At 60.5% G+C, this 22,735-nt stretch carries 23 protein-coding genes and 1 tRNA gene; 13 read left to right on the forward strand and 11 right to left on the reverse strand.

Going from position 1 to position 22,735, the window contains the following annotated elements:
- Nucleotides 1–41 precede the first annotated feature (41 nt).
- The 4 genes from rdgB (at nt 42) to ACYVIA_RS12380 (ending at nt 2,677) form a co-directional block, all read left to right on the forward strand.
- Nucleotides 42–626, forward strand: coding sequence for an RdgB/HAM1 family non-canonical purine NTP pyrophosphatase (rdgB, locus tag ACYVIA_RS12365; protein ID WP_460841183.1), 585 nt, complete (start codon nt 42–44; stop codon nt 624–626).
- On the forward strand, nt 623–1,861 hold the full coding sequence (gene hemW / locus ACYVIA_RS12370; RefSeq protein WP_460841185.1) for a radical SAM family heme chaperone HemW: 1,239 nt from the start codon (nt 623–625) through the stop codon (nt 1,859–1,861). Before rdgB ends, hemW begins: the two co-directional genes overlap by 4 nt.
- Before the next feature lie 123 nt (nt 1,862–1,984).
- Nucleotides 1,985–2,074: transfer RNA gene (locus ACYVIA_RS12375), tRNA-Ser, on the forward strand.
- Nucleotides 2,075–2,107: 33 nt separating this feature from the next.
- Nucleotides 2,108–2,677: a hypothetical protein gene (locus ACYVIA_RS12380; protein WP_460841186.1), complete on the forward strand. Its 570-nt coding sequence runs from the start codon at nt 2,108–2,110 to the stop codon at nt 2,675–2,677.
- A 79-nt stretch (nt 2,678–2,756) separates the two neighbouring features.
- Here the strand turns inward: ACYVIA_RS12380 and ACYVIA_RS12385 are convergent, their stop codons facing one another.
- Nucleotides 2,757–3,083, reverse strand: a complete 327-nt coding sequence (locus ACYVIA_RS12385) for a helix-turn-helix domain-containing protein (protein WP_460841188.1) — start codon at nt 3,081–3,083, stop codon at nt 2,757–2,759.
- A gap of 171 nt (nt 3,084–3,254) precedes the next feature.
- The gene (locus ACYVIA_RS12390; protein ID WP_460841190.1) at nt 3,255–3,485 is read right to left on the reverse strand and encodes a hypothetical protein; all 231 of its coding nucleotides are present in this window, start codon (nt 3,483–3,485) and stop codon (nt 3,255–3,257) included.
- A 522-nt stretch (nt 3,486–4,007) separates the two neighbouring features.
- Here ACYVIA_RS12390 and ACYVIA_RS12395 point away from each other — a divergent pair.
- Complete coding sequence (locus tag ACYVIA_RS12395; protein WP_460841191.1) at nt 4,008–4,577, forward strand: DedA family protein; 570 nt, start codon at nt 4,008–4,010, stop codon at nt 4,575–4,577.
- Nucleotides 4,578–4,717: 140 nt separating this feature from the next.
- Nucleotides 4,718–5,026: a hypothetical protein gene (locus ACYVIA_RS12400; protein WP_460841192.1), complete on the forward strand. Its 309-nt coding sequence runs from the start codon at nt 4,718–4,720 to the stop codon at nt 5,024–5,026.
- 50 nt (nt 5,027–5,076) lie between these two features.
- On the opposite strand, the gene ACYVIA_RS12405 is transcribed toward ACYVIA_RS12400, so the two are convergent.
- The 4 genes from ACYVIA_RS12405 to ACYVIA_RS12420 form a co-directional block, all read right to left on the reverse strand.
- Nucleotides 5,077–5,478 carry a hypothetical protein gene (locus tag ACYVIA_RS12405; RefSeq protein WP_460841194.1) on the reverse strand — a complete coding sequence of 134 codons (402 nt, stop codon included), beginning with the start codon at nt 5,476–5,478 and terminating at the stop codon, nt 5,077–5,079.
- Complete coding sequence (locus tag ACYVIA_RS12410; protein WP_460841196.1) at nt 5,466–5,951, reverse strand: hypothetical protein; 486 nt, start codon at nt 5,949–5,951, stop codon at nt 5,466–5,468. Before ACYVIA_RS12410 ends, ACYVIA_RS12405 begins: the two co-directional genes overlap by 13 nt.
- Before the next feature lie 58 nt (nt 5,952–6,009).
- Nucleotides 6,010–8,421 carry a heavy metal translocating P-type ATPase gene (locus tag ACYVIA_RS12415; protein ID WP_460841198.1) on the reverse strand — a complete coding sequence of 804 codons (2,412 nt, stop codon included), beginning with the start codon at nt 8,419–8,421 and terminating at the stop codon, nt 6,010–6,012.
- Nucleotides 8,422–8,496: 75 nt separating this feature from the next.
- Nucleotides 8,497–8,913, reverse strand: a complete 417-nt coding sequence (locus ACYVIA_RS12420) for a hypothetical protein (protein WP_460841200.1) — start codon at nt 8,911–8,913, stop codon at nt 8,497–8,499.
- A gap of 807 nt (nt 8,914–9,720) precedes the next feature.
- On the opposite strand from ACYVIA_RS12420, the gene ACYVIA_RS12425 reads away from it, so the two are divergent.
- Together ACYVIA_RS12425 and ACYVIA_RS12430 are read left to right on the forward strand one after the other, a co-directional pair.
- On the forward strand, nt 9,721–10,203 hold the full coding sequence (locus ACYVIA_RS12425; RefSeq protein ID WP_460841202.1) for a chemotaxis protein CheW: 483 nt from the start codon (nt 9,721–9,723) through the stop codon (nt 10,201–10,203).
- A 75-nt stretch (nt 10,204–10,278) separates the two neighbouring features.
- On the forward strand, nt 10,279–11,970 hold the full coding sequence (locus tag ACYVIA_RS12430) for a methyl-accepting chemotaxis protein (RefSeq protein WP_460841204.1): 1,692 nt from the start codon (nt 10,279–10,281) through the stop codon (nt 11,968–11,970).
- A 3-nt stretch (nt 11,971–11,973) separates the two neighbouring features.
- Here the strand turns inward: ACYVIA_RS12430 and ACYVIA_RS12435 are convergent, their stop codons facing one another.
- Nucleotides 11,974–12,384, reverse strand: a complete 411-nt coding sequence (locus ACYVIA_RS12435) for a hypothetical protein (protein ID WP_460841206.1) — start codon at nt 12,382–12,384, stop codon at nt 11,974–11,976.
- A 271-nt stretch (nt 12,385–12,655) separates the two neighbouring features.
- Nucleotides 12,656–14,557 carry a diguanylate cyclase gene (locus tag ACYVIA_RS12440; protein ID WP_460841208.1) on the reverse strand — a complete coding sequence of 634 codons (1,902 nt, stop codon included), beginning with the start codon at nt 14,555–14,557 and terminating at the stop codon, nt 12,656–12,658.
- 322 nt (nt 14,558–14,879) lie between these two features.
- Here ACYVIA_RS12440 and ACYVIA_RS12445 point away from each other — a divergent pair, with 322 nt between their 5' ends.
- Entirely contained in the window at nt 14,880–15,203 is a 324-nt protein-coding gene (locus ACYVIA_RS12445) for a thioredoxin family protein (RefSeq protein ID WP_460841209.1), read from the forward strand.
- Nucleotides 15,204–15,261: 58 nt separating this feature from the next.
- On the opposite strand, the gene ACYVIA_RS12450 is transcribed toward ACYVIA_RS12445, so the two are convergent.
- Nucleotides 15,262–17,262 (reverse strand): AsmA family protein, encoded by a 2,001-nt coding sequence (locus ACYVIA_RS12450; RefSeq protein WP_460841211.1) that lies wholly within the window; start codon nt 17,260–17,262, stop codon nt 15,262–15,264.
- Between the two features lie 331 nt (nt 17,263–17,593).
- On the opposite strand from ACYVIA_RS12450, the gene ACYVIA_RS12455 reads away from it, so the two are divergent.
- The gene (locus tag ACYVIA_RS12455; RefSeq protein WP_460841213.1) at nt 17,594–18,850 is read left to right on the forward strand and encodes an HD-GYP domain-containing protein; all 1,257 of its coding nucleotides are present in this window, start codon (nt 17,594–17,596) and stop codon (nt 18,848–18,850) included.
- 230 nt (nt 18,851–19,080) lie between these two features.
- On the opposite strand, the gene ACYVIA_RS12460 is transcribed toward ACYVIA_RS12455, so the two are convergent.
- Nucleotides 19,081–19,617 (reverse strand): LuxR C-terminal-related transcriptional regulator, encoded by a 537-nt coding sequence (locus tag ACYVIA_RS12460; RefSeq protein WP_460841215.1) that lies wholly within the window; start codon nt 19,615–19,617, stop codon nt 19,081–19,083.
- Between the two features lie 88 nt (nt 19,618–19,705).
- On the opposite strand from ACYVIA_RS12460, the gene ACYVIA_RS12465 reads away from it, so the two are divergent.
- Together ACYVIA_RS12465 and ACYVIA_RS12470 are read left to right on the forward strand one after the other, a co-directional pair.
- Nucleotides 19,706–21,265, forward strand: a complete 1,560-nt coding sequence (locus tag ACYVIA_RS12465) for a class I adenylate-forming enzyme family protein (RefSeq protein WP_460841216.1) — start codon at nt 19,706–19,708, stop codon at nt 21,263–21,265.
- A 21-nt stretch (nt 21,266–21,286) separates the two neighbouring features.
- Nucleotides 21,287–22,096, forward strand: coding sequence for a 3-hydroxybutyrate dehydrogenase (locus ACYVIA_RS12470; protein ID WP_460841218.1), 810 nt, complete (start codon nt 21,287–21,289; stop codon nt 22,094–22,096).
- A gap of 25 nt (nt 22,097–22,121) precedes the next feature.
- Here ACYVIA_RS12470 and ACYVIA_RS12475 read toward each other — a convergent pair whose 3' ends face one another.
- On the reverse strand, nt 22,122–22,376 hold the full coding sequence (locus ACYVIA_RS12475) for a hypothetical protein (protein ID WP_460841220.1): 255 nt from the start codon (nt 22,374–22,376) through the stop codon (nt 22,122–22,124).
- A gap of 147 nt (nt 22,377–22,523) precedes the next feature.
- On the opposite strand from ACYVIA_RS12475, the gene ACYVIA_RS12480 reads away from it, so the two are divergent.
- A complete protein-coding gene (locus ACYVIA_RS12480; RefSeq protein ID WP_460841221.1) occupies nt 22,524–22,733 on the forward strand; it encodes a hypothetical protein in 210 nt (69 codons plus the stop codon).
- Nucleotides 22,734–22,735: the final 2 nt, after the last annotated feature.

Raw genomic sequence — 22,735 nt, forward strand, 5'->3', positions numbered from 1 at the left:
AACCGACACGCGGCACAGCCGCGTGTTTCGTTTTTACTGCCATGACACAAGTCCTTGTACTCGCCTCCAATAACGCAGGCAAATTGAAAGAATTCAACGAGATGCTCGCGCCCATCGGGTTTGATGTGCACCCACAGCGCGAATTCAATGTGCCGGAGGCGGAAGAGCCGCATCTGACCTTTGTGGAAAACGCACTCGCCAAGGCCCGCCATGCGTCGCGGCTGACCGGCATGCCGGCGCTGGCCGACGATTCCGGCGTTTGTGTTAATGCTCTGGGCGGTGCGCCGGGCGTCATCTCTGCACGCTATGCCGGGGAGCCGAAATCGGATGCGCGCAACAATCAGAAACTGATTGCCGACCTCGCTGCACATACTGACAAGTCGGCCTATTATTACTGTGCACTTGTGTTCGTGCGCCATGCCGACGACCCCCAGCCTGTCATTGCGGAAGGTCGCTGGAATGGCGAGATCGTCACAAATGCGCGCGGCGAGGGCGGTTTCGGCTATGACCCGCATTTCTGGTTGCCCGCGCAAGGCAAGACTGTTGCGGAGCTCTCGGCTGAAGAAAAGAACGCGCTGTCGCATCGCGGGCAAGCCTTGCGCCAACTGGTTGAAAAATTACGATGATTCCAATTAAGCCTGTCCCGGCAGGTGAAAAACCCACACCTTCATCGCCGGCACAAGCCGCAGCGGCCTTCCTGAAGCCTGGCGCTCTGCATCTGTCGGCATTGCCGCCGCTGGCTCTGTACGTGCATTTCCCGTGGTGCGTGCGCAAATGTCCGTACTGCGATTTCAACTCGCATGAGGTCAAGGGCGGTTTTCCCGAAGATGAGTACCTGGCAGCTTTGCGCAGCGACCTGGAGCAGGCGCTGCCGCTGATCTGGGGGCGCAAGATCTATACGATCTTCATCGGCGGCGGCACGCCGAGCCTCATGTCCGCTGCTGGACTTGATCGTCTGCTGTCCGACATCCGTACGTTGCTTCCGCTCGACGGTGCCGCTGAGATCACGATGGAGGCCAATCCCGGAACGTTCGAGGCGGACAAGTTCAAGTCATACCGGGCAAGCGGCATCAATCGCCTGTCGATCGGCATCCAGAGCTTCAATGCGCGTCACCTGCAGGCCTTGGGCCGCATCCATGACGAAAACGAGGCACGCCTTGCGGTCGACATCGCACATGCGAACTTCGACAACTTCAACCTCGACCTGATGTACGCTCTGCCATCGCAAACGCTGGAAGAGGCGCAACGGGATGTCGCGACGGCGATCGCCTTTGCGCCGCCGCACCTGTCGCTCTATCACCTGACGCTGGAGCCGAACACGTACTTTGCCAAGTATCCGCCCGTTGTGCCGGATGATGACGCAAGCGCAGAGATCCAGGACATGATTGCGGAGCTGACCGGCGATGCCGGGTATGCGCATTACGAGGTCTCTGCGTATGCGCAACCCGGCAGGCAGGCGCGGCATAACCTGAATTACTGGCAGTTTGGCGACTATCTCGGCATTGGTGCTGGAGCGCATTCGAAGATTTCATTCCCGCACCGGATCATTCGCCAGATGCGTTACAAGCAGCCCAAGTCGTACATGGAGCAGGCGCGTTCGGGGCAGCCCGTGCAGGAAGAATTTGAACTGGCGCGCGAGGATATTGGCTTTGAGTTCATGCTCAATGGACTGCGGCTGAATGAGGGATTCTCTCCCAACCTGTTTGCCGAGAGGACCGGGCTCACGCTCAATGCCATCGAACGGCAACTCAATGCTGCTGAAGCAAAAGGACTGCTCTATCGTGATCATCAGGTCATCAAGCCGACGGAGCTGGGGAGACGATTCCTGAATGACTTGCAACAGATGTTTTTGACCGATTGAAATTTATCGAGCCGGTGCGTTCGGCAATCCACGATGAGTTAGGTATAATGCGCACTGCACGAAAACTGACCGGAGAGGAGTGCGCCCGCATTCCAGTGCAATACCTTGTCAGTGAAGTGAAACGGAGACTTGGGTGAGCGGTTTAAACCAGCAGTCTTGAAAACTGCCGACGGGGTGACCCGTCCGTGAGTTCGAATCTCACAGTCTCCGCCAGATTTCCCTCGCTCATGCGGTCATCCGCAAATCTTGAAAATTCCCATCGTTGTCCTCGCCATCGAGGCCTTGCCTCTCGAGAGAATCGATAACGCAGGCTGGTCGGTTGTACAAGCGCATCTCTATGCGCTGAATGCGTGGCGAGTGGTGCTGAGCATATCTTTGCCTTCGTCTGCAATACATGCCGGGGAACGGGGAGGGCAGGGTGCGAAGAGAACGCTGTGTGCTGGCCGATGTCGAACTGCCATCGTTCTCGCCGGCGCGGGACCGAAACTCGCGCCGCTTTCTCAAAAAGCTGTCCCTGTCTGCTTGGTTATGTATGCACTCGCATCGATATTCGCCCTGATCGTCGTGCCGGGTGTTGCGTCGTCGGTTTTTGCACAGGTCACGGAACAGCAGGCTGCTGATCGACAGCGGCAGGCAGACGCGTTTGCTACGCAGTTGCAGCTACAGCAGACGCAACGACACCTGCAGCAAATGCAGGTGCAACGCGAGCTCGATCAGCAGCGATTGCAGTCAGATCTGCGCCAGCAACAACAACTGCTGCAGCAGAAAGTCGAGCAGCAGCGTCTGCAGCAAGAGATCGATAGGCTGCACCGATAAGATCCCAGCCGCCCAAGGAAACCTCGGGAGGATACTTCTCGGGGCGGTGCAAAAGCTCTGCTGCTTTCTGGGAAGGCAGCTACTCTGCCTGATTTACCTGATCAGCTGGTCGCGGGGACGATTCCTTGGGCATGCCTTCCACATTACTGATACGCAGTTTGTTGCGCCTGTCGCCCATCAGTTCACGCAGTTCCCTGATGTTCAGCCCCGTTTCTTCGTGCATGCGGATCAGCATCGATGCGCCCACGGGCAAGCGTCCATGCCGGATCTTGCTGATGACCGGCGGTGCGACGCCAAGCGTGCGCGACAGGGCGGCATCATTTTTCAGGTTAAGACGCTCGATAAGCGTGTCGAGCAGTCGATTCGGGTCGTATGTTTGCTGGGAAAGCGATTCTTGATCCGTCATGTTGTCGTCCTTGTGCTCTGCGTACTACTGTCGGTGGTCTTGATATAAAAACACGGGAATGCCAACAACGCAACGACGCGAGTCAAATGTTGGTCATCTGATAATGCATATCAGCAATGACGACTCGATGCAATATGTCGTCCTGCAAAGAAAACGAATATGTGCGTTTCTTTACTGCAGACTTTTTGCACTAAAAAAGAGTTCCCGCAGCTTTTCCTTGGTCAGTGGCTCGTCCTGCGGATGTGCCTCAAGGTACTGCGCAACTCGGGTAAGTGCTGCCTGGTTTTCTTCAGACATGGATTCAAAGAACTCCAGGAACTGGGCTTCCGTGTCTGTCAGTGTTTCGTCATCATCGGAGAGCACTTCGTTCTGCGAATCAGCGAGTGGGGGAAAGTCTGTCACTTCAGGCTCTCATGAACGGCCGAAAGCCACATCATATTGACCGCATCCATCGGAATCAAGATTTGGCCGGCAACCGAGGGCCTGCAAACACGCGCGGTGGTTGAAAAGCGACGGATTGTGGCTCTATATGCATGAAAACGATCCCCGGGATGGCGCATGCGTTCTTCCTTGGACATCCCCCTAAAGACTGGCTGCTTGAGGAACGGATTGGGGTGCTCAGAGCTGCTCCCTGCCGAAAGGGCAACCGCCGGCGGCGTTTATCCGCCTGCCATGCGTGCGGGGCGGGAAGGGGAAAAGCCGTGGACTGACAGTTTTCAGCCCAGCCGCAACACGCAGAGCTTTTAACAATACCGAGCGGCGGGCGTCTCGCCGCGGCGGCTGCACTTTCCCGCCTGCAAGACAACCTGCAACTTTTGTCCCTCTTTCAAGCTCTATTCCCGGAGTCGCAAGAGCCGACGGGCCTGTGTTGGCGACTCATCGTTTTCGTTACGACTTCCGGCTTATCAATTAATAACAGAGCACATGAACATTGCTGATCTAATACAGGCCTATGGGTACTTTGCGGTGGCACTGGGCAGTTTTCTGGAAGGTGAAGCGGTGCTGCTCGCCGGAAGTCTTGCGGCCTATCACGGTCATCTCGCGCTCCCGGTTGTGATGGGGATTGCCGCCGTCGCGAGCTTCCTCGGAGACTTGCCATACTTCTTTGCCGGCCGCCGCTTTGGCCCGCGCGTCCTGCACCAATTTCCTTCATTACAGCTCAGGAGGGAGCGGCTGGACCAATTGATGCACAGGCATCACGTCATCCTCGTACTGATCTTGCGTTTCCTGTATGGCATGCGCATTGCCGGCCTTTTGGCACTTGGAATGGGTAGGATCTCGGCGTTGCGTTTTCTTGCCCTAGACTTCATTGGGGCTGTGATCTGGTCGGCAGGAATCTGCGCGGCCGGTTATGGCGCGGGTGGGGTCTTTCGCCGGTTGCAAGATGCCGGGGCAACGCCGGGGCAGCTGACGTTATTCGCTGCGGTGCTGGCCGGCACGGTTCTCCTGTGGATTGCGCGCCGTCGGACTGCATCGCGCAATGAACTTTCATGATCCATATCAGAGGCTGCCGGCAGCCTTGTTGGCGTTAGCCGATCTTTTCCTGCGAATACTGTTCAAAAAGAACGTGGCGTGTTGTGGTCCAGCTTTCTGGACCACAAAGCCGGGTTCTTTACAGTGGAAAGGAGGGGGTCATGAAAAAGTCAATGTGGGTGCTTGTTCCCATCATGGTTCTTGCGGCCGGTTGTGCAACGCGAGGTGCCGGTCCGTATCAGGGCTGCCCGGGCATGCAGGGAACCGGACCGGGCCCTGGACCGGGGATGGGCATGCAGAGTGCCGACACGAATGGAGATGGCATGTTATCGAAGGACGAGTTTATGAAGTTCCATGAGGGCATGTTCGACGTCATGAAGAACAGGGATGGCGTGATCGACCTGAAAGCGATGCCTGCGCGCAGAGGGCCACCCGGCATGATGGGTGGTTGCGGGAGCGGAGCACGCTAACTCGTCCACGGTTCCTGTCGGCTTGGCCTGTTGTTACCGTTGTCTCGGCCTCACTGCGTGGTCCAGCGGAACAGACGGGGTTGCCGTTCACCCGGCCGCTCGATGCGCAGCTCGAAGCTGGCAGGAGTCGGCTTGATGGCGTTGAACCGAAGTACGCCCTTGCGGTGATGGCCTCCCGGAGGATCGCCTTTCCATTCCGTGGGCGGAACAGGCGAGCCGTCGGCAGGAACCAGCGTCGCACTCTCCAGCAAGTCGTCCTTGAGTTCCTGCGAATGGGTGTCGAATATGATGTCGAACTCCCACGTGTCGCCTTGCATCACGCGGGGAGTGACCTTGACGGTGACAGCCGACTGGGTGTTGCTCAAGGTGGCGAGCGATGGGGTTGCCGATGTGCCGTTCACGAACAGCAGTGCTGCAACGAGCGCCAATGCGCGCAGGCTCATGCCAGACATTTTTCATGCTTCTTGATTGCCTTGAAAACCTTGTTTCCCACATAGACGATGCCAGCGGCATTGAACAGCAGGCCGATCCAGAAAAGTTCCATCTGGAACTGCGCTGCGAATGCCACGAGCCCTGTTGCGCCAAGAACGGGCGCGACATTCGCGAGGTAATGCGCGCAGCAGGAAATCATCGCGGCGGTGGACGTCGTTCCGGAAGCAGCAACGACTGCCCTGGTGTGTTTCGACGATTGCACGAGGTCGCGCAGGCGGACGAACAGGGCTACCTGCAGGCCGAAGCCCGCTGCCAGCAGCAGAATGTAATGCCAGAACTCGGTGAACTGGCTGACGGCAAATGACCAGCCCGAGACGAGCGTCAGTGCGCCGAAGTACACCGCAAGCATCAAGCAGAAAGCAAGGAATCCGCCGGTGAAAGGGCGGTGCCAGGCGCCTTGATGCCTGAAGAAATACACTGAATGGATTTGCATGATGACTCTCCTTCACGCCAGGCAGTCGGTTGGTCGGTCGGTTCGGCGCCTGGCGGCGTTATTTGACGCCACGCAGTCGCAGCGCATTGCTGATCACCGACACCGAACTCAGGCTCATTGCCAGCGCAGCAATGATCGGCGATAGCAACTGGCCCGTGAACGGGTACAGCAGTCCGGCTGCAAGCGGAATGCCGAAAGTGTTGTACACGAAGGCAAAACCGAGGTTCTGACGCATGTTGCGTACCGTATCGACCGACAGGTTGCGGGCGCGGGCAATTGCGCGCAGGTCACCTTTGACGAGGGTTACATGCGCACTGTTGATCGCCACATCCGTCCCGGTGCCCATGGCGATGCCGACGTTGGACTTGGCCAATGCAGGCGCATCGTTGATGCCGTCACCGCACATGGCAACGATGCGGCCTTCCTTCTGCAGGCGCTCAACCAGCACCAGCTTGTCCTGAGGCTTCACCTCGCCGTGCACTTCATCGATGCCAAGACGCCGGGCGACGGAGTTTGCGGTCGTGACACCATCGCCAGTTGCCATCACTACCCGCAAACCCGCTTGCTTCAACGTGCTCAGTGCTTCCGGGGTCGTGGCCTTGACCGGGTCGGACACGGCGATGAGGCCGACCGGGCGGCTGTCGACGGCAAGGTACATGACGCTCGCCCCTTCATGGCGTAGTGCTTCTGCCTGGCTTGCCAGCCCATGCCAGTCGACCTGCTCGATGTCCATCAGCGCGGTATTGCCGATCGCAATGCGGCGCCCTGCGATAGTGCCGCGCACGCCGATGCCGCTCGACGACTCGAAACTGTCCGGCTTGTCGAGGGCAAGGCTGCGGCGGCGCGCTTCAGCAACGATCGCATGCGCGAGCGGATGCTCGCTGCCCTGATCGATGCTCGCTGCGATCTGCAGCACATCCTCTTCGCTGAAGCCCGGTGCCGCAACCACGCGGTCAAAGGCGGGTTTGCCTTCGGTCAAGGTCCCGGTCTTGTCAACGATCAGGGTGTCGACCTTGCGCATGCCTTCTATCGCCGCAGCATCGCGAAACAGGATGCCTTGCGTAGCGCCGCGGCCGGTTGCCGCCATGATTGACATCGGCGTGGCCAGGCCAAGGGCGCAGGGGCAGGCGATGATCAGTACAGCGACGGCATTGAGAAAGCCGAATACCCAGCTCGGCTCAGGGCCGAAGACGCCCCAGCCGAGCAGCGTCAGCAGGGCGACGCCGACCACGATGACGACGAAGTAACCCGCGACGACATCGGCAAGCCGCTGCATCGGCGCGCGCGAACGCTGCGCGTTGGCAACCATTTGCACGATCTGCGACAGCATCGTTTGTGAGCCGATCTTTTCTGCGCGCATCACCAGGCTGCCGCTGGTGTTGATCGTTGCGCCGATCAGCTTGTCACCCGGGCGCTTGGTGACGGGAACCGGCTCGCCGGTGAGCATCGATTCGTCCACCGCGCTTTCTCCCTCGAGCACCGCGCCGTCGACGGGGACTTTTTCACCGGGGCGCACGCGCAACATGTCGCCGATGTGAACATGCGTGAGCGGCACATCCTCTTCGCTGCCGTCAGCGTGGATGCGCCGCGCAGTCTTCGGCGCCAGGCCAAGCAGCGACTTGATGGCCACGGAAGTCTGCGAACGCGCCTTGAGTTCGAGGATCTGTCCCAGCAACGTCAGTGAAACGATGACGGCTGCCGCCTCGTAATAGACGCCGATGCGTCCGCCCTCGGCAAACGCCGACGGGAACAGACCGGGCGCGAACGTGGCTGCCACGCTGTAGAGATAGGCGGCAGCGACCCCGGTGCCGATCAGTGTCCACATGTTGGGGCTGCGGTTCTTCAATGACGAATACCAGCGCACATAGAAAGGCCAGGCCGCCCACACGACGACCGGCGTGGCGAGGGCGAATTCGATCCAGTTCTGCCCCGGCAGGCCGCCATGACGCAGCTGGTGGCTGAACATGGCGATGGCCGTGACGACGATCGTCAACGGCAGTGTCCACCAGAAGCGCTTGCGGAAGTCGACCAGCTCGGGATTTTCCTCCTCTTCCAGGGAGGGCATTACGGGCTCCAGCGCCATGCCGCACTTTGGACAGTTGCCGGGCGCAGTCTGGCGGATTTCCGGGTGCATCGGACAGGTATAGATCGTGCCTGCGGGCGTCGGCTCTGCGGGTCCGGGGCCAGGCGCCGCTGCCGGTTCGAGAAAACGGCGTGGATTTGCACGGAACTTTTCCATGCACTTGCTGCTGCAGAAGTGGTAAGCCTTTCCTTCGTAATCGATTCTGCGCTCGGGATTCGTAGCAACCTTCATGCCGCATACCGGATCGGTGAAAGGCTTGCTTGCATCGGGTACGAAGGTGACAGGATCGCCTCCCGTCGCATCGTGGCGGGTGTGGTTGTCATCCGGGTGGGTATGCCCATGTGCATGGTCATGCCCATCGTGCTGAAGAGATGTTCTGTGATTCATGGTGTTCTCCCGTCTTGTTGTTGCGGAGGGCGGCTTTGTTGCCGCGCCGGTAGGTGCAACCAAGTAGCGACGCCGCTATAGCGTCAGACGGGTGGTGCGGAGCGAATGCGGAAAGGAGGAGGGAAGTACGTTATTGCGCGGATTGTCCGCATCATGCGATGGCGGTGAAAGCGCAAGAACATGGACCGATGTGCACGGTGCCATGAAGTGCTGGTCAGGAACCTTGTCCGACTGCCCGTTGGCCACCGGAGAAGACTGCAGGTCGCAGGCTGCCTCGCAAACGTCGGCATCAGTCCGGGACGCATCGCCGGGCAAGCTCTGGTGGGGAATATCATGCACCGCGTCATGGCTGGATATGGCGGCAATGTGTTGATGTGCCGCTTTCCACAAGGTGCAGCCGTAGGCACCGCTGACAGCGAACGAACAAAGCCATCCCAGCAACACTGCTACGGCAATGGGGCGAGCGCGACGGCCTTTTGTGAATGAATGCATACACCCACTATAGGATCTGGCAGGCACATTTACTACGGCGCTGCGCCAGATATTTGTTCGCCCCGGCTTAGAGCCTGTTTGAAAACTTACTGCGCAGCCCGATTTTGGCTCTGCGATGCTCGTCGTACCTCACGTACGAATGCGCTTCTCAAGCCAAACTCGGACCGCTCGCTACAGTTTTCAAACAGGCTCTTAGGAGGCAAGCTGGGGATACACCGCAGGAAGGATTCAAACTCCCTTGGAAACGGTATCGCTGGCTTCGCAGCGAGCTTCTTTGTGCGCTTCAGGAGCTCGTCGGTGAATCGGTCTTTGATCTTTACGCGCTTGATGCCCGCTACCGTTCAGGTACCAAAACAAGCGCCATTCCCTTAGTCAAACGGGTGCGCGCGCGTCACGCTGGTCGTGAGTTGGTTGCAACATTGGCAACCCGCCTCCCTCTTCCGTGGTTTCTTGCAAGGCCGGTCAACCGTTCTGCCCACCGGAGCGAATACAGTCCTTGCGTTGACAGAGACGGAATTCACTATTCGCACGGGTTTCAAAATGTCCATGACAAACATTTGACAAAGCGAAATATAGGTGTCAGGATTCGTTTAAAGTATGGTGTTGTCTTGGACAAATGGCGGCTGGTGGGCAGCGCTGAGCCCCGCCAAATGTCGGGTCAACTCCATCGGCATCACGATGACAGCGTAGAAACGAACCACCTGCCTAGCTGGCGCGACAGGTCCGAAGACGCAAAGTCGTTGCTCATCCTGTCCGGATATGAACACTCGCAACACGAAAGGAGGCGCTGTGACGCCGAAGCCGAATATGGAACATGAAATTGTTGTCAGCAGCGATTACCCGCTTGAGTTCCTCATTTTTAGCCTGGGAAGCGAAGAGTACGGCATCGATGTACGCAAGGTGCAGGAAGTGCGCGGCTATGACTCGGTGACATCGATCGCGAACGCGCCTGCCTTCATCAAGGGCGTCATCAAGCTGCCGGGACAGGTCGTCCCGATCGTCGACCTGCGCAACTGGCTTGACCTTGGCGGGCCGGCCCATGGCCGGTCCACCGTCGTCGTTATTGCGTGCGTTGCGGAGCAGGTGATGGGCATCGTGGTGGATGGCGTGTCCGACGTGGTCGCGCTTGAGCCGGCGCAGGTGCGGCCTGCTCCACAGACCGGAGTAATTCTGGACATCGATTGCCTGCTTGGCACAGCTGTCGTGGACGATCGCACGATGATCCTGCTCGACATCGACAGGCTGATGCGCAGCCGGGAAGCCGTCCTCGCAAATGAACTCGCTGCCTGACGGCAGGCTCAGCAGACGCGAGCAGATGCAACGAACGAGCAATACGTCGGAATTGACTTTGGAAGGGGAGACACCATGCGCACCAACTTGCCGGTAACGAATGTCGAGTACGTCCTGCAGGACACGGAGACGATCGTTTCCAAGACTGACCTGCGTGGAAACATCATCTACGTGAACCAGGACTTCATCAACATCAGCGGATTCACCGCGGAAGAACTGCTCGGCTCGCCGCAAAACATCGTGCGCCATCCCGACATGCCGCGCGAAGCCTTCGAGGATTTCTGGCGCACCATCAAGAGCGGCAAAGCATGGACCGGCCTCGTCAAAAATCGCTGCAAGAACGGCGACCACTATTGGGTCGAAGCGAATGCCGCGCCGATGCTGGAGAACGGGCGCGTCGTCGGCTACACCTCGATCCGTGTCAAGCCCAGCCGGGAACAGGTGATCGCCGCCGAGGACGCGTACCGCGAGATCCGCAAAGGCAGCAAGGAGATCGAGATCCGCGAGGGTGCCGTGGTCAGGCGCTCGCTGCTGCGCCGCCTCAATGTCATGCGGCGCCTCTCCATCCGGTCAAAGCTCATGATCTCGTCGGGCATGCTCGCACTGATCTTCGTGCTCAACCTGCTTCCGACCGGCGGCAGCACATGGGCGAAGGTTGCAGACATGGCGGGTGCCGTGCTGGCGATCCTGTCCGGCCTGTGGCTGTACCGGAACGCCGTCGCACCGCTGGAGCAGGTGCGGCATGATATCGAGCAGATGAGCGCCGGCGACCTGACCGGCCGCATTCAGGCCAGCGGCAATAACGAAATCACGAAACTCGTGCAATCACTGCGCGTACTGCAGACCAACGTGAAACTGCTTGTCGGGCAGATCAAGGAGGCAACCGAGGTCGTCCAGAACGGCGCACAGGAAATCGCTACCGGCAACGCCGACCTGTCCGCGCGCACGGAATCGCAGGCAAGCTCGCTGGAAGAGACGGCTTCCTCGATGGAGGAGCTCACCAGTACCGTCAGGCAGAACGCAGACAATGCACGCCAGGCAAACAGCCTCGTTGCATCCGCATCGGACACGGCAATCCGGGGCGGCGACGCAGTGGGACAGGTGGTGGGGACAATGAGCTCCATCCGCGAAAGCTCGCGCAAGATCGTCGACATCATCGGCGTCATTGACGGCATCGCGTTCCAGACCAATATCCTCGCGCTGAATGCCGCCGTCGAAGCAGCACGGGCCGGTGAGCAGGGCCGGGGTTTTGCGGTAGTCGCCACCGAAGTGCGCAACCTCGCGCAGCGTTCCGCCAGCGCTGCGAAGGAGATCAAGACGCTGATCGGCGATTCGGTCGAAAAGGTGGAAGCCGGCAGCAAGCTGGTGGATGGCGCCGGAAAGACAATGGAAGAAATCGTTGCCTCGGTGCGCCAGGTCGCCGGCTACATGAACGACATCACGCTCGCCAGCCAGGAGCAGAGCGCAGGGATCGAACAGGTGAACCAGGCGATCGCGCAGATGGATGAGGTCACCCAACAGAATGCTGCGCTGGTGGAGCAGGCAGCGGCTGCGGCGGATGACATGCAAGGCCAGGCGACGAAGCTGGCCGGTCTCGTCAACGCGTTCAAGCTGGTTGCTGGCGGCGACGCGGTGCACGGTAACCAGGCGCATGGAACTGCACTGCCGGCGCCGTCGAACATGGTGAAGATGAATGCGAGAGGTGTAGCGCTTGCAGCCGGGCGTCGACAGAGTGCGCTATTGTCGCGCGGCGGCGCGCGATACTAGTTGTTATCGTTCCTTCTGTTGAAATGTCTTTTTCAGCATAGAGAAGATCAGCAACAGGCATGTGAACACCGCCAGCGGCACCAAGCCAAAGCTGATGAAGCTGAAGACAACGGAACTGACGACGCTTTCAAACAAAACCTCGTACAGCGTGCAACCGGAGCGGGATCCGCTGCCATGTACGCCCGCGCACATAAAGCTGCCTGTCACAAAGCCCTGCAGACCAACTGCGCGAATCTGGTCCAGGGCGGCGAAGACAATAAGCTGTACCGGAGGGACTGCGACCAAGGCAGCGATGGCCAATCGCAACGACACGGCCTTCTTGAATGACGGTGAAATCAGCAGAACAAACGCGATCAACGTCACAACGAAGGTGACTGACATCCAGGTAAAGTAGGTTTTTTCAGCGTAGCTCATTCATGTCTCATTCGGTGGCGAACGGTAAAAGGCCTGCGAGTTCTACGGGCAGCCCCGTACTGCACGGCCAGCTGTCTTGACGTTGCAGTGAAAGCCAGCCAGCCGGAACGATACCAGAAAGACAACCGTGCCCATCCGAACAGTTATATGGCTGCATCAGGTGCTATCGACCCACTGCTGTAGAAGTTGTTGTTGAACGAAGTTCTGTGGTCGACCTAAATGACACATGCACTTCAGTTGCCTGCCCTGTGCGGGAAATTGGGAAGTGGACTTATCCGCAGCGGCCTGCGACAGCTGCACGAAAGGCGCGAAGCGGGTTCTCATCCTTGACCATTACGCGATTGCGCCCTGCGTCCTTTGCCTCATACAAGGCCATGTCGGCACGGTGCAGTGTGATCTCGATTGCCTCGTCCTCCTGCATCAGCCGCGTGAGGCCGATGCTGATCGTGACGGAAATGGTCTGGCCGTCGACTTCCAGCGGCGACTCGCGCACGGTTTGGCACAGCGCTTGCGCGTAGTGCCGCGCATTGTCGATGCCTGTTTCGGTGAGCAGGATCGCAAATTCTTCGCCGCCGAGCCGGCCGATGAAGTCGGTTCTTCGTGCCGAGCTGCGCAGGATGCTTGCAATGTGCTTGAGCATGGCATCGCCGGTGGAATGGCCGTAGGTGTCGTTCACTTTCTTGAAGTGGTCGACGTCGGCCATCAGCAGCGACGCCTGTACCCCGGGATAACGCTTGATGCGTGCGAGTTCGCCGTCAAGCGTTTCGAGGAAGCTGCGGCGGTTGTCGAGGCCGGTCAGGCTGTCCGTTGTGGCGAGGTTCTTCAGCGCGTGCTCCAACGCCTTGCGGGCGGCGATGTCGGTGTGCGTGCCGACCATGCGCACCGGCGCCCCGGCCTTGTCGCGCAGTATCACCATGCCGCGGTCGAGTATCCACTTCCAGCTGCCATCCTTGCAGCGGATGCGATGCTCATTGCGGTAGGTGTATGTCCGGCCTTCGATATGTTCCTTGAGGTCATGCATGACCCGTTCCATGTCATCGGGGTGGACGCGGGTCTTCCATTCTTCCAGGCTGTCGCCGATGTCCTCCTGCGCATAGCCGAGCATGGATTTCCAGCCGTGCGAGAAGTCGACCCGGCCGGCCGGAATATTCCAGTCCCAGACGCCATCACCGGCGGCCTCCAGAGCGAGCCGCCAGCGCTCCTCATTCGCATGCAGTTTGTCCGTGACTTTCTGGCGTAGTCCGATCGCGCGCATGTTCAGGTAAGCGATCACGAGGAGCAGGAAGGTGAGGCCGCTGCCGGCGAGCATGAGCCGGTAACGCTGGGCGCGATAGGTCGCGAGGATGCTGTCGAGGGATTGGCCGATCGCGACCGCAAGCCGATACCGGCCGATCTTTCTCCAGGCGTACAGACGGGCCACGCTGTCGATCTGGGAATTCTCTTCATGGAAGCCGGCATCCAGGGAAAGCGCGTCGAGGTAGGGCGTGTGTTTCATGGCCTTACCGAGAGCCTGGTCCGGGTCGGGAAACCGCGAAAGGAATTCGCCGCTGCTGCGCACCAGGTTGAAGACGCCTCCTTCCGGAAGCGCGCTCGAGCGAATGAACTGGTAAAAGTACTCGGGCGCGACGGAGAGGACAAGCACGCCGGCAAACTTCGCTTCGCTGTCGAAGATCGGCCGCGTGAACTGGACAGACCATCGCTTGGATACGCGTCCGAGCAGGGGTTTGCTGACAAACAGTTCATCCGTGCTTCTGGTGCGGTGAATGCGGAAATGCTCGCGATCGCTCAGGTCGACCGGCTTTGTCGTTTGCTCCAGGTTCGAGAACACCAGTATTCCGTTGGCGTCGATGACGCCGACCTGGAAGGTCATGTCGCGTTGCAGGTAAGCCTGGCGGTTGCGTACCGCGATGGAAAAGCGGGTCGGATCTTCCAGCCAGCGGTCACGCAGGTCGAGCAGTGTGACATCGATTTCCTTGATGGAAGACTCGATGTCCTTTGCGGAGGTCAGGGCGAGATTCCTGAGGTCGTCGCGACTCTTGGCGAAGGCTTGGTCGTTGGTGCGCGTCAGGTCGAAGTGAATGGCGCCCCACAGAACGGCGATGAGCGCTGCAACTATTCCCCAGAGCTGGACATATGCGGCGCTTCGCTGCGCACTTCCTGCATTGCTGACCATGACTCCCCCTGGCGGCTTCCTTTGCGGCGATTTCGTCGAAAGTTCGTCGAAAGGGTAGGCCAACTCCCGTTTGTCCATCTCTGCATTAATCTACTAATTTTTCCTGGCGGCAACAAGCACCGGAAATGCAGTTTTCGGCCAATGCATCAATGGGAATGTCATGCAACAAACTGCGTTGTTCTAAACATGCCTTGAGTCAAGAATTTGCGAGAATTTTCGTCGCCGTCTCACCCTTGTACGAGGCCTTGTACGGGGTGCGTGCTTGCGGCGTCGGCATGAATGAAGTAAACGTCGTGATCGATCTCGTCTTATTGGAGCCGCCATGCAAGGTCCGCAATCCGCCCATGACCTGTTGAGTGACCATGTCGCCGTTGCGCTTTACTTCGGCGCGCCAACCTGCAATGTCTGTCATGTGCTGGAGCCAAAGCTGCGTGCCGCGATCAACGAGGAATTTCCGGACATGGTTTTCAATGCGATCGATGCTTCCGCGCATCCCGCTATCGCCGCTCATTTCAATGTGTTTACCGTGCCGACCCTGCTGGTGTTTTTCGAGGGAAGGGAAGCCGTCAGAAAAAGCCGCCACATGGCCATTGGCGAGGTGATCGAAGCCATTCGCAGGCCGTACAGCATGCTCAAGTCGGACTGAAGTGCACACCCAGGCCGACGAAGGGTCGATCAGGAGCAGCACATTGTCCTGAATGCCGTTATTTTTTCTGTCGCACTTCTGCGGCGGTTTTTCCCGGCGGTGGCGCTTCCGGTTTTTCTGACGCCTGCTTCAGCAGCGGCACGCAGGGGCTTTCTTCTCCCGGCCCCGGATTGATGAGTGCAAGTAACGCCGCCGCCGGTGCTGCCGCTGCACCGAGCACCGCCGCAGCACCCGCCTTGGCGGCGACGACGCCCTTGTCGACACCGAAGTCCGGGTTCTTGAAGGTGCCGTCGATATACAGCGGCGAGCGCAGCGAAATCACGCGCAGGCCTTTGCTCTCCGGTTGCAAGGTAAGGTTGAGCGATTCCTCCTTGAAGTTGATGTTGCCGTCGGCGGTGATCGTCGCGTCTTCGGTGTCCAGCAGGAAGGTGCGCGTACGCATCACGCCATCGACAACCTTGAAGTCGGCTGCCATGCAATTCAGCCGCACCTGGTGGTCGCCGAACATCTTGGCCGCGACCGCGCTGGCAAGGTTGAGGCCCGCCGCCTCGAGGATGAACTTGCTGATGCTGCCCTGGCTGATCAGCGACTTCACTTCGCCATTGGCCGAACCGAGCAGGGCGGCGAAGGAATTGCCCGCGGCGCTGAGCTCGGCATCGCCGTTGACCTCGCCGATGCTGGCTTCCATCGATTCCGCTTTCGGAAACAGCTCTTTCAGCTTCAGTCCTCGCGCCGACACCTTCATGCGCGCCTTGGCCGGTTCCGAATGGCCATTGATGTTGAGCTCCGTCGTCAGGCGCCCGCCTGCAATGCCGAAGTTGAGCGGCGCCAGCGCCAGCACGCCGTTGTCCAGCGCAATCTTCGTTTCCAGATTGTCGAGGGGCAGGGCCTCGGCGCGATCGATCTTCTTGCCGGCGAAGGTCACCTGCACATCCATCGTGCCCCAGCGGTCAGTCTTGAACGGAGCAACCGGCAATACCTTGCCGGGAGGGATCTTTGCTTCCTCGCTGCCCTTGTTGGCATTCTTGTCGGTGCCGACCACGGCTCGCAGATCCTGCAGGCGCAACAGGTCGGAAACGACTTCGCCGTGCAGCAGCGGGCGCGGCTCCTTGTGCACGTATTCCAGCGTGCCGCCGATATCGCTTTGCCCGACCTTGCCCTGGAACTTTTCGTAGCGTACGCGGACGACATCCTCGCGGAACGTGCCGACGACCCTGCCTTCGGTGGAAAAACGTGGCGTCTCCGGCAGCACCAGTCCGCTGATCGGGAACAGGTCGGCCATGCTGGCGCCCAAGATCTTCAGCTTGATGTCCAGTGCGCTCGGGCGCGCCGGATCGGTGAGCGAGCCGTCAGCGGTGATGGTTGTTTCGCCCACCTTCAGCGTGGCCTGCACCGGGTATTCCACATTGCGTTCCATCAGCGTCAGCAGGCCGCCGGCCTTGCCGCCGCCGCTCACCTGTTCGTCGTTGAAGGTGCCGTCGAGCTTGAAGTTGACCGTGCCGTCCGGATCGGTGTCGATGTGCGCCGTCGCATCTGCTTTCTTGGCGGGATCGACATAGCGCAGGTTGCCTTGCCGGATGGCGAGGCTATTGAGCGCAAATTTCCACGCGGACGGCTGCTTCTCTTTTTCCTTGTCGCCGAAGGTCCAGTTGTTGCGCTCGCCCTTGCCTTGTTCCAGCACGAGCGTGCCGCCGTCGAGGACCAGGGTTCGGATGCTGACGGTCTTGGTGAACAGCGCAAAGGGATTGATCGTCGCGTCGGCCTGCTGCAGTCGTGCCATGTCCGGCCCGCTTTTCGCCCAGTCGGGATTGCCGAGGACAATGTCCTGCGCGCGGATATGCGGCCATGGGAGAAAACGCCGCCAGCCGACTTGTTGCTCTGGTGGGCGCTCCCAGCTGAACGACAGGTCGCCATTGATCGCGAAGGTGCGCTCTGTGGCCGCCGCAACCTTGTCATTGATCCACGGCTTGGCGCGATTCCAGTCGAAGGTGGAAACGAAGAGCACCAAGGCCGCCGGCAATGCAATGGCCAAGGTCGCTACGGCGGCTGCAATTTTCATCCCGCGTGTCATGTTTCATTTGATGCATGACGGACGTTTCAGTTCGATCAATTGAATACTCGCAATGGGTAAAACTGGCATGGAGGTTGCGACGATGAGTTGGAGATCTTGGCGATACAAAAGCGAAGGTGGAGATAGACGCTCTTAAAGGTGGACGTTTTGTCCTGCTGGCACACCGCGTTCTTTTCTTGCATGCCATCGCTTTCGCGTGGCGCGGGGAATGCCGAAGAGCAGCATTCTTCGGAGTGAAGAACGTAACGGCGCGTGCCCGTCGAGAGCGGAGGGCTTTGCGCCAGTTGCCTTGTCCGGACCAGACGACTTGAGCGAGGGTATGAACACGTTCAACAGGCGCACGGCGCTGCGCATTACGATCGTCAGCTTTTTGCTGGCCGCCGTGGCAAGTCCGGTCGCCTGGTTCGTTGCGCATCGCAATGCGGAGGAAAGCACCGTTTCTCTCGCGACGGAAGAGTCGCGCCGTCTTTTGCATTTGCATCACTTCGATGCCAATGCGCTCAGCGGGCCAGACGCAGCCGAGCACGCCCGCCGTGCCGCGACTGCGCTTGCCGGCGGCCTGTTCGATATTGCCGAGATTTATAACGGCCGCGGCGAAAAGCTCGCCATCGCCATGACTGGAGAAGGACTTGCGGTGGAGGCGCAACTTCCCGCGCATGCGCGTCCCGCCTATCCGACCGCGTCATTTGAAAGCCTCAGGCTCGATGACAGGCGCTGGATCCTTCGCGTTTTCGTCCCGCTGAAAGAGAATGCGGAGACGGTTGACGGGTATTTCGAGGGCGTGCGGGTCGTCTCTCCCTGGCAGCGGCGGCAGATGTTCAACCAGGCACTCGTCGCCGCCGTGATGGTTTGCCTTGCATCGCTGCTTTGCGGTGCCGCAATCTATCCCGTCGTCGTCAATCTTTCCGCCGACAATGAACGCAAGGCGCATGAGGTGCTTGATTCCCATATCTCGATGATGGAAGCGCTGGGACGGGCGATCGCCAAGCGCGATTCCGATACCGGAGCGCACAACTTTCGGGTGGCTTGGATCGCGACGCGCATTGGTGAGCGGCTGGGGCTTCAGGGGAAGACGATGCAATCGCTGATCGTCGGCAGCTTCCTGCATGACGTCGGCAAGATCAGCATTCCCGACGCCATCTTGCTGAAAGCAGGCGCACTCGACGCGAAGGAGTCGGAAATCATGCATACGCATGTGGCGCACGGCGAGGAAATCGTTGCCGGCATTGGCTGGCTCGAAGAGGCAATCGACGTGGTTGCCGCCCATCATGAAAAATGGGATGGATCGGGCTACCCGCGCGGACTTCAAGGCGAGGCGATCCCGCTTGCTGCACGGATCTTCGCCGTGGCAGATGTCTTCGACGCCCTTTGTTCCAAAAGGCCGTACAAGGAACCGATGAGCTTCGACGCGGCAATGTCCATCCTCGAATCGGACACCGGTAGTCATTTCGACCCGAACGTGATGAACGCTTTCCGGCCCATCGCACGCGACGTGTTCGATCGACTCGCCAAATGCAGCGAGGAGGATGCACGGCGGCTGCTGGAAGGGCGCGTGCGCGAGCACTTTGGCCTGTAAGTCGTCGCACCTGGCCGGAAAGTTGCACAGCGGGCGGCGCTGACGGCGCGTTTCAGCAGGCGGACACGAGCTCTTAGCGTGCTTTCGTCACTGCCTGGCGGATCGAAGGGTGGGATCATGAGCGGCCGGGGATTGAGTGACGTGCTCACAGGTGCGTTTTCGGCGGCACGCCATACGGTGATCTCCAACGCATCAGCAAGGCATTGGCAAGCCTTGCCGGACACAAAGAGTCAGACCAGGAGTGCAAGCAGTTGCGTCGTGGTACGCACCCCCAGCTTGCGCAGCAGGCGGCTGCGGTGCATTTCCACGGTGCGCGGGCTCAGGTGCAGCACGCGCGCGATTTCCTTGCTGGACAGGCCTTGCGCGAGATGCGCAACGACTTCGCGTTCGCGGGAGCTCAGGCTTTCGGTGGAGGCGCCCGCGCGCTGCATCGGCTCGAAAGCCCAGACCGCCTGTCGCGCTGGGGCGCTGGTATCGGCGGCCTGGCCGGAGACATGGCACCACACCATGCTGCCGTCCTTGCGCCGCATCAGCCGCTCATCCTGATAGCGCCCGCCACGCCGCATCTGCGGGTAGCCGCGCTCGCCGATGCGCTCGAATTCCTGCGCGGAAGGGTAGAGCATCGCAATCGACTGTCCGACCAGTTCGCCTGCGTCGTAACCGAACAGCGCCGCAAATGCCGGATTGCAGGCCGAGATCATGCGCTGCTCCGTGACGCAGAGTGCGATCGGTGCGAGCGTAAAGCCGAGGTGGGAAAGCTGGGTCATGCCGCGAATATACCGTAGTCATACCGTATAGCCAATGCAGCGATTCGTGGCTATCGTTGTCGGCATAACGACACATCGGAGACACGTCATGAGCCTCGCCCACCTGCTGGTGCGCCACGCGCGCCAGGCACCCCAACGTCCCGCCATCTTCAACGGCACTGCATTGCATGCAACTTACGGCCAGTGGGCCGCGCGCAGCGCCGGACTGGCGATGCGCCTGCGCGAAAACGGCCTCGTTCCCGGGGACCGCGTGCTGCTTTTCATGCGCAACCATCCGCGCTACCTGGAGGTGATGTGGGCGGCGTGGTGGGCCGGCCTGGTCGTGGTGCCGGTCAATGCCAAGCTGCACCCGCGGGAAGTGGAGTGGATCATCGAGAACGCGCAGGCACGCTGGGGCTTTGTCACCCATGACGTCGCGCCGGAATCGCTGGCCGGGCTGGAGAGGCAGGTCGACGTGGATTCCGCCGAGGCGGACGCCTTGCTGGCGCCCGTCGTCGATGCGATGGCCGTGCCTGTCGTGGAGTGCGAGCTGGGCGATGTGGCATGGCTGTTCTACACCAGCGGCACTACCGGCCGGCCGAAAGGCGTGATGATTACCCATCGCAACATGATGACGATGGGACTGACGTACTTCATCGATGTCGATCCGGTGTCCACGGAGGATGCGATCGTTTATGCGGCGCCGATGTCGCACGGCGCGGGTATCTACGCGATTCCGCACCTGATGGCCGGGGCACGCCATGTGGTGCCGGCATCGGGCGGTGTCGAGCCGGCAGAATTGTTTGAACTCGGCCGGCAGGTCGGGCCGCTGTCCACCTTTGCGGCGCCGACCATCGTCAAGCGCCTCGTGGACTATGCGGAACAGGCGGGACTGACGCACGACGACGCCGCACGGTCATTCAAGACCATCGTCTATGGCGGCGCGCCGATGTATGTCGCCGACATCCAGCGGGCGTTGCGCGCCATGGGGCCGCGCTTCGTGCAGATCTACGGACAGGGTGAAACGCCGATGGTCGGCACGGCGCTGTCGCGGCAACAGTTGATGGATACGGCACACCCGCGCTACCTGGAGCGCATTGCGTCCGTCGGCGTCGCGCAGACTGCGGTGCGGGTGCGCGTAACCAATGAAGAAGGGCAAGACTTGCCGCTGGGCGAAGTGGGCGAGGTGCTGGTCAAGGGCGACAGCGTGATGGCCGGCTACTGGCGCAACGAGCAGGCCACTGCCGCTGCGATCCGCGACGGCTGGCTTTTTACCGGCGATGTGGGCTGCCTGGATGCCGACGGCTTCCTCACGCTCAAGGACCGCAGCAAGGATCTCATCATCAGCGGCGGCTCCAACATCTACCCGCGCGAGGTCGAGGAGGTACTGCTCAACGTGCCCGGCGTGGCCGAGGCTGCGGTGGTCGGCGCACCGGATCCGGAATGGGGCGAAGTGGTGGTGGCCTTTGTCGTGCCGCATGCCGACGCTAACGTCACCATCGACACGCTCGACCGGCATTGCCTTGCGGAGATCGCCCGCTTCAAGCGGCCAAAGCGCTATCTGCTGGTCGACCAGCTGCCCAAGAACAACTACGGCAAGGTACTGAAGACGGAACTGCGCGCCCGGCTAGTAACTCAGGCGGCGCAGGCACCGACGACAGGTGCCTGATTAACACATCGAGGAGACGACATGAACAGGATGGACTTGCAAGGCAAGCGTGCGCTGGTGACGGGCTCGGTCCAGGGAATCGGGCTGGCGATTGCCACGGAACTGGCGCAGGCAGGGGCTGACGTGGTGCTGCACGGCTTGCCGGATGCACAAGCGCATGCAGCTGCCTGCGCAGAAATCGGGCGCATCACGGGCAGGCCGGTGCGATCGCTCGCGCATGACCTGTCGGACCCGGCGCAGGTAGAACGCATGATGGCCGAGGCCTTGGCATGGGGACCGGTGGACATTCTCGTCAACAACGCCGGCATCCAGCACACGGCCGCACTGATCGACATGCCGCGCGCCAAGTGGGACGCGATCCTTGCGATCAACTTGTCGGCAGCGTTCGACACGATGCGCCTGGCGATGCCGGGGATGATCGCGCGCGGTTACGGACGCGTGATCAACATCGCTTCCGTGCACGGACTGGTGGCGTCGGCCAACAAGGCGCCGTATGTGGCGGCGAAATTCGGGCTGGTCGGCCTGACACGCGTGGCAGCCCTGGAGGCCGCGCAGGCGGGCAACCGTGCCAGCGGCGGCGTGACGGCAAACTGCATCTGCCCCGGCTGGACGGAGACCGCAATCATCGAACCGCAGATACAGGCGCGCGCCGCCATGTTCGGCGGCGACCGCGATGCCGGCATCCGCGACCTGTTGCGCGAGAAGCAGCCGAGCGGACGCACCTCCACGCCGCAGGAGATCGCGCGCACGGTGCTGTGGCTGTGCGACCCGGCGGCACACAACCTGACTGGCGCGGCGATTCCCGTCGACGGCGGCTGGACCGCGCAGTAAGCACCGTGGCACCGGCGCGGCGTCCTCATGGCGCCGCTGCCTGGAACAGCGTGAGCTCCCATTGCCGTTGCGCCGGCGTAAAACGCAGGATGTACAGCGCGCGGTCGCTTGCCTCTATCTTGAAATAGCTGTGGTCGGTGGCAATCCACCGGTCGAGTATCTGCAAGACCTCGATGCGCTGGCCGCCGAGCAGGAATGCCAGCGGCTCCATGTCGCCATGCGGTCCCGGACGGCTTTCCACATGCAGCAGCATAGGTGTCTCCAGAAACAGAAGATGCATGCTGTTTCGTGCGGATTGGGCATTCGGCGCGCCGTTTCGTTCCGTCCTCTCGTTCCACCTTCTCTTCGCACCCCATGGTCGAACCACGCGGAAACGCCCCTGTCCAAGGAAGACCAATCTACTTCCGGAGGTCCTATGAAGCGGCTGGTGTTTCGGCTGTTGTTTCCCCTGGTGCTGTTGGCCTCGCTGGCCGGATGCGCATCGTCGCCGAACGGCGCCGATGGGACTGCCGCCAACGACCCGAACAGCGTTTATAACGATCCGACCTATCCGGGCCGGGGCGCGCACATTGGCGTGGGCGTCGGCAGCTGGGGTGGGCGCAGCGGCGGCGGTGTCGGTATCGGCGTCGGATTTTAGGA

The organism is Noviherbaspirillum agri (assembly GCF_054780595.1).

What these genes read in the sequence shown, in the direction of transcription:
- rdgB (WP_460841183.1), top strand. Translation starts at nt 42, where the DNA reads ATGACACAAGTCCTTGTACTCGCCTCCAATAACGCAGGCAAATTGAAA.
- hemW (WP_460841185.1), top strand. Translation starts at nt 623, where the DNA reads ATGATTCCAATTAAGCCTGTCCCGGCAGGTGAAAAACCCACACCTTCA.
- ACYVIA_RS12385 (WP_460841188.1), bottom strand. Translation starts at nt 3,083, where the DNA reads ATGACGGATCAAGAATCGCTTTCCCAGCAAACATACGACCCGAATCGA.
- ACYVIA_RS12395 (WP_460841191.1), top strand. Translation starts at nt 4,008, where the DNA reads ATGAACATTGCTGATCTAATACAGGCCTATGGGTACTTTGCGGTGGCA.
- ACYVIA_RS12400 (WP_460841192.1), top strand. Translation starts at nt 4,718, where the DNA reads ATGAAAAAGTCAATGTGGGTGCTTGTTCCCATCATGGTTCTTGCGGCC.
- ACYVIA_RS12405 (WP_460841194.1), bottom strand. Translation starts at nt 5,478, where the DNA reads ATGTCTGGCATGAGCCTGCGCGCATTGGCGCTCGTTGCAGCACTGCTG.
- ACYVIA_RS12410 (WP_460841196.1), bottom strand. Translation starts at nt 5,951, where the DNA reads ATGCAAATCCATTCAGTGTATTTCTTCAGGCATCAAGGCGCCTGGCAC.
- ACYVIA_RS12415 (WP_460841198.1), bottom strand. Translation starts at nt 8,421, where the DNA reads ATGAATCACAGAACATCTCTTCAGCACGATGGGCATGACCATGCACAT.
- ACYVIA_RS12420 (WP_460841200.1), bottom strand. Translation starts at nt 8,913, where the DNA reads ATGCATTCATTCACAAAAGGCCGTCGCGCTCGCCCCATTGCCGTAGCA.
- ACYVIA_RS12425 (WP_460841202.1), top strand. Translation starts at nt 9,721, where the DNA reads ATGGAACATGAAATTGTTGTCAGCAGCGATTACCCGCTTGAGTTCCTC.
- ACYVIA_RS12430 (WP_460841204.1), top strand. Translation starts at nt 10,279, where the DNA reads ATGCGCACCAACTTGCCGGTAACGAATGTCGAGTACGTCCTGCAGGAC.
- ACYVIA_RS12435 (WP_460841206.1), bottom strand. Translation starts at nt 12,384, where the DNA reads ATGAGCTACGCTGAAAAAACCTACTTTACCTGGATGTCAGTCACCTTC.
- ACYVIA_RS12440 (WP_460841208.1), bottom strand. Translation starts at nt 14,557, where the DNA reads ATGGTCAGCAATGCAGGAAGTGCGCAGCGAAGCGCCGCATATGTCCAG.
- ACYVIA_RS12445 (WP_460841209.1), top strand. Translation starts at nt 14,880, where the DNA reads ATGCAAGGTCCGCAATCCGCCCATGACCTGTTGAGTGACCATGTCGCC.
- ACYVIA_RS12450 (WP_460841211.1), bottom strand. Translation starts at nt 17,262, where the DNA reads ATGAAAATTGCAGCCGCCGTAGCGACCTTGGCCATTGCATTGCCGGCG.
- ACYVIA_RS12455 (WP_460841213.1), top strand. Translation starts at nt 17,594, where the DNA reads ATGAACACGTTCAACAGGCGCACGGCGCTGCGCATTACGATCGTCAGC.
- ACYVIA_RS12460 (WP_460841215.1), bottom strand. Translation starts at nt 19,617, where the DNA reads ATGACCCAGCTTTCCCACCTCGGCTTTACGCTCGCACCGATCGCACTC.
- ACYVIA_RS12465 (WP_460841216.1), top strand. Translation starts at nt 19,706, where the DNA reads ATGAGCCTCGCCCACCTGCTGGTGCGCCACGCGCGCCAGGCACCCCAA.
- ACYVIA_RS12470 (WP_460841218.1), top strand. Translation starts at nt 21,287, where the DNA reads ATGAACAGGATGGACTTGCAAGGCAAGCGTGCGCTGGTGACGGGCTCG.
- ACYVIA_RS12475 (WP_460841220.1), bottom strand. Translation starts at nt 22,376, where the DNA reads ATGCATCTTCTGTTTCTGGAGACACCTATGCTGCTGCATGTGGAAAGC.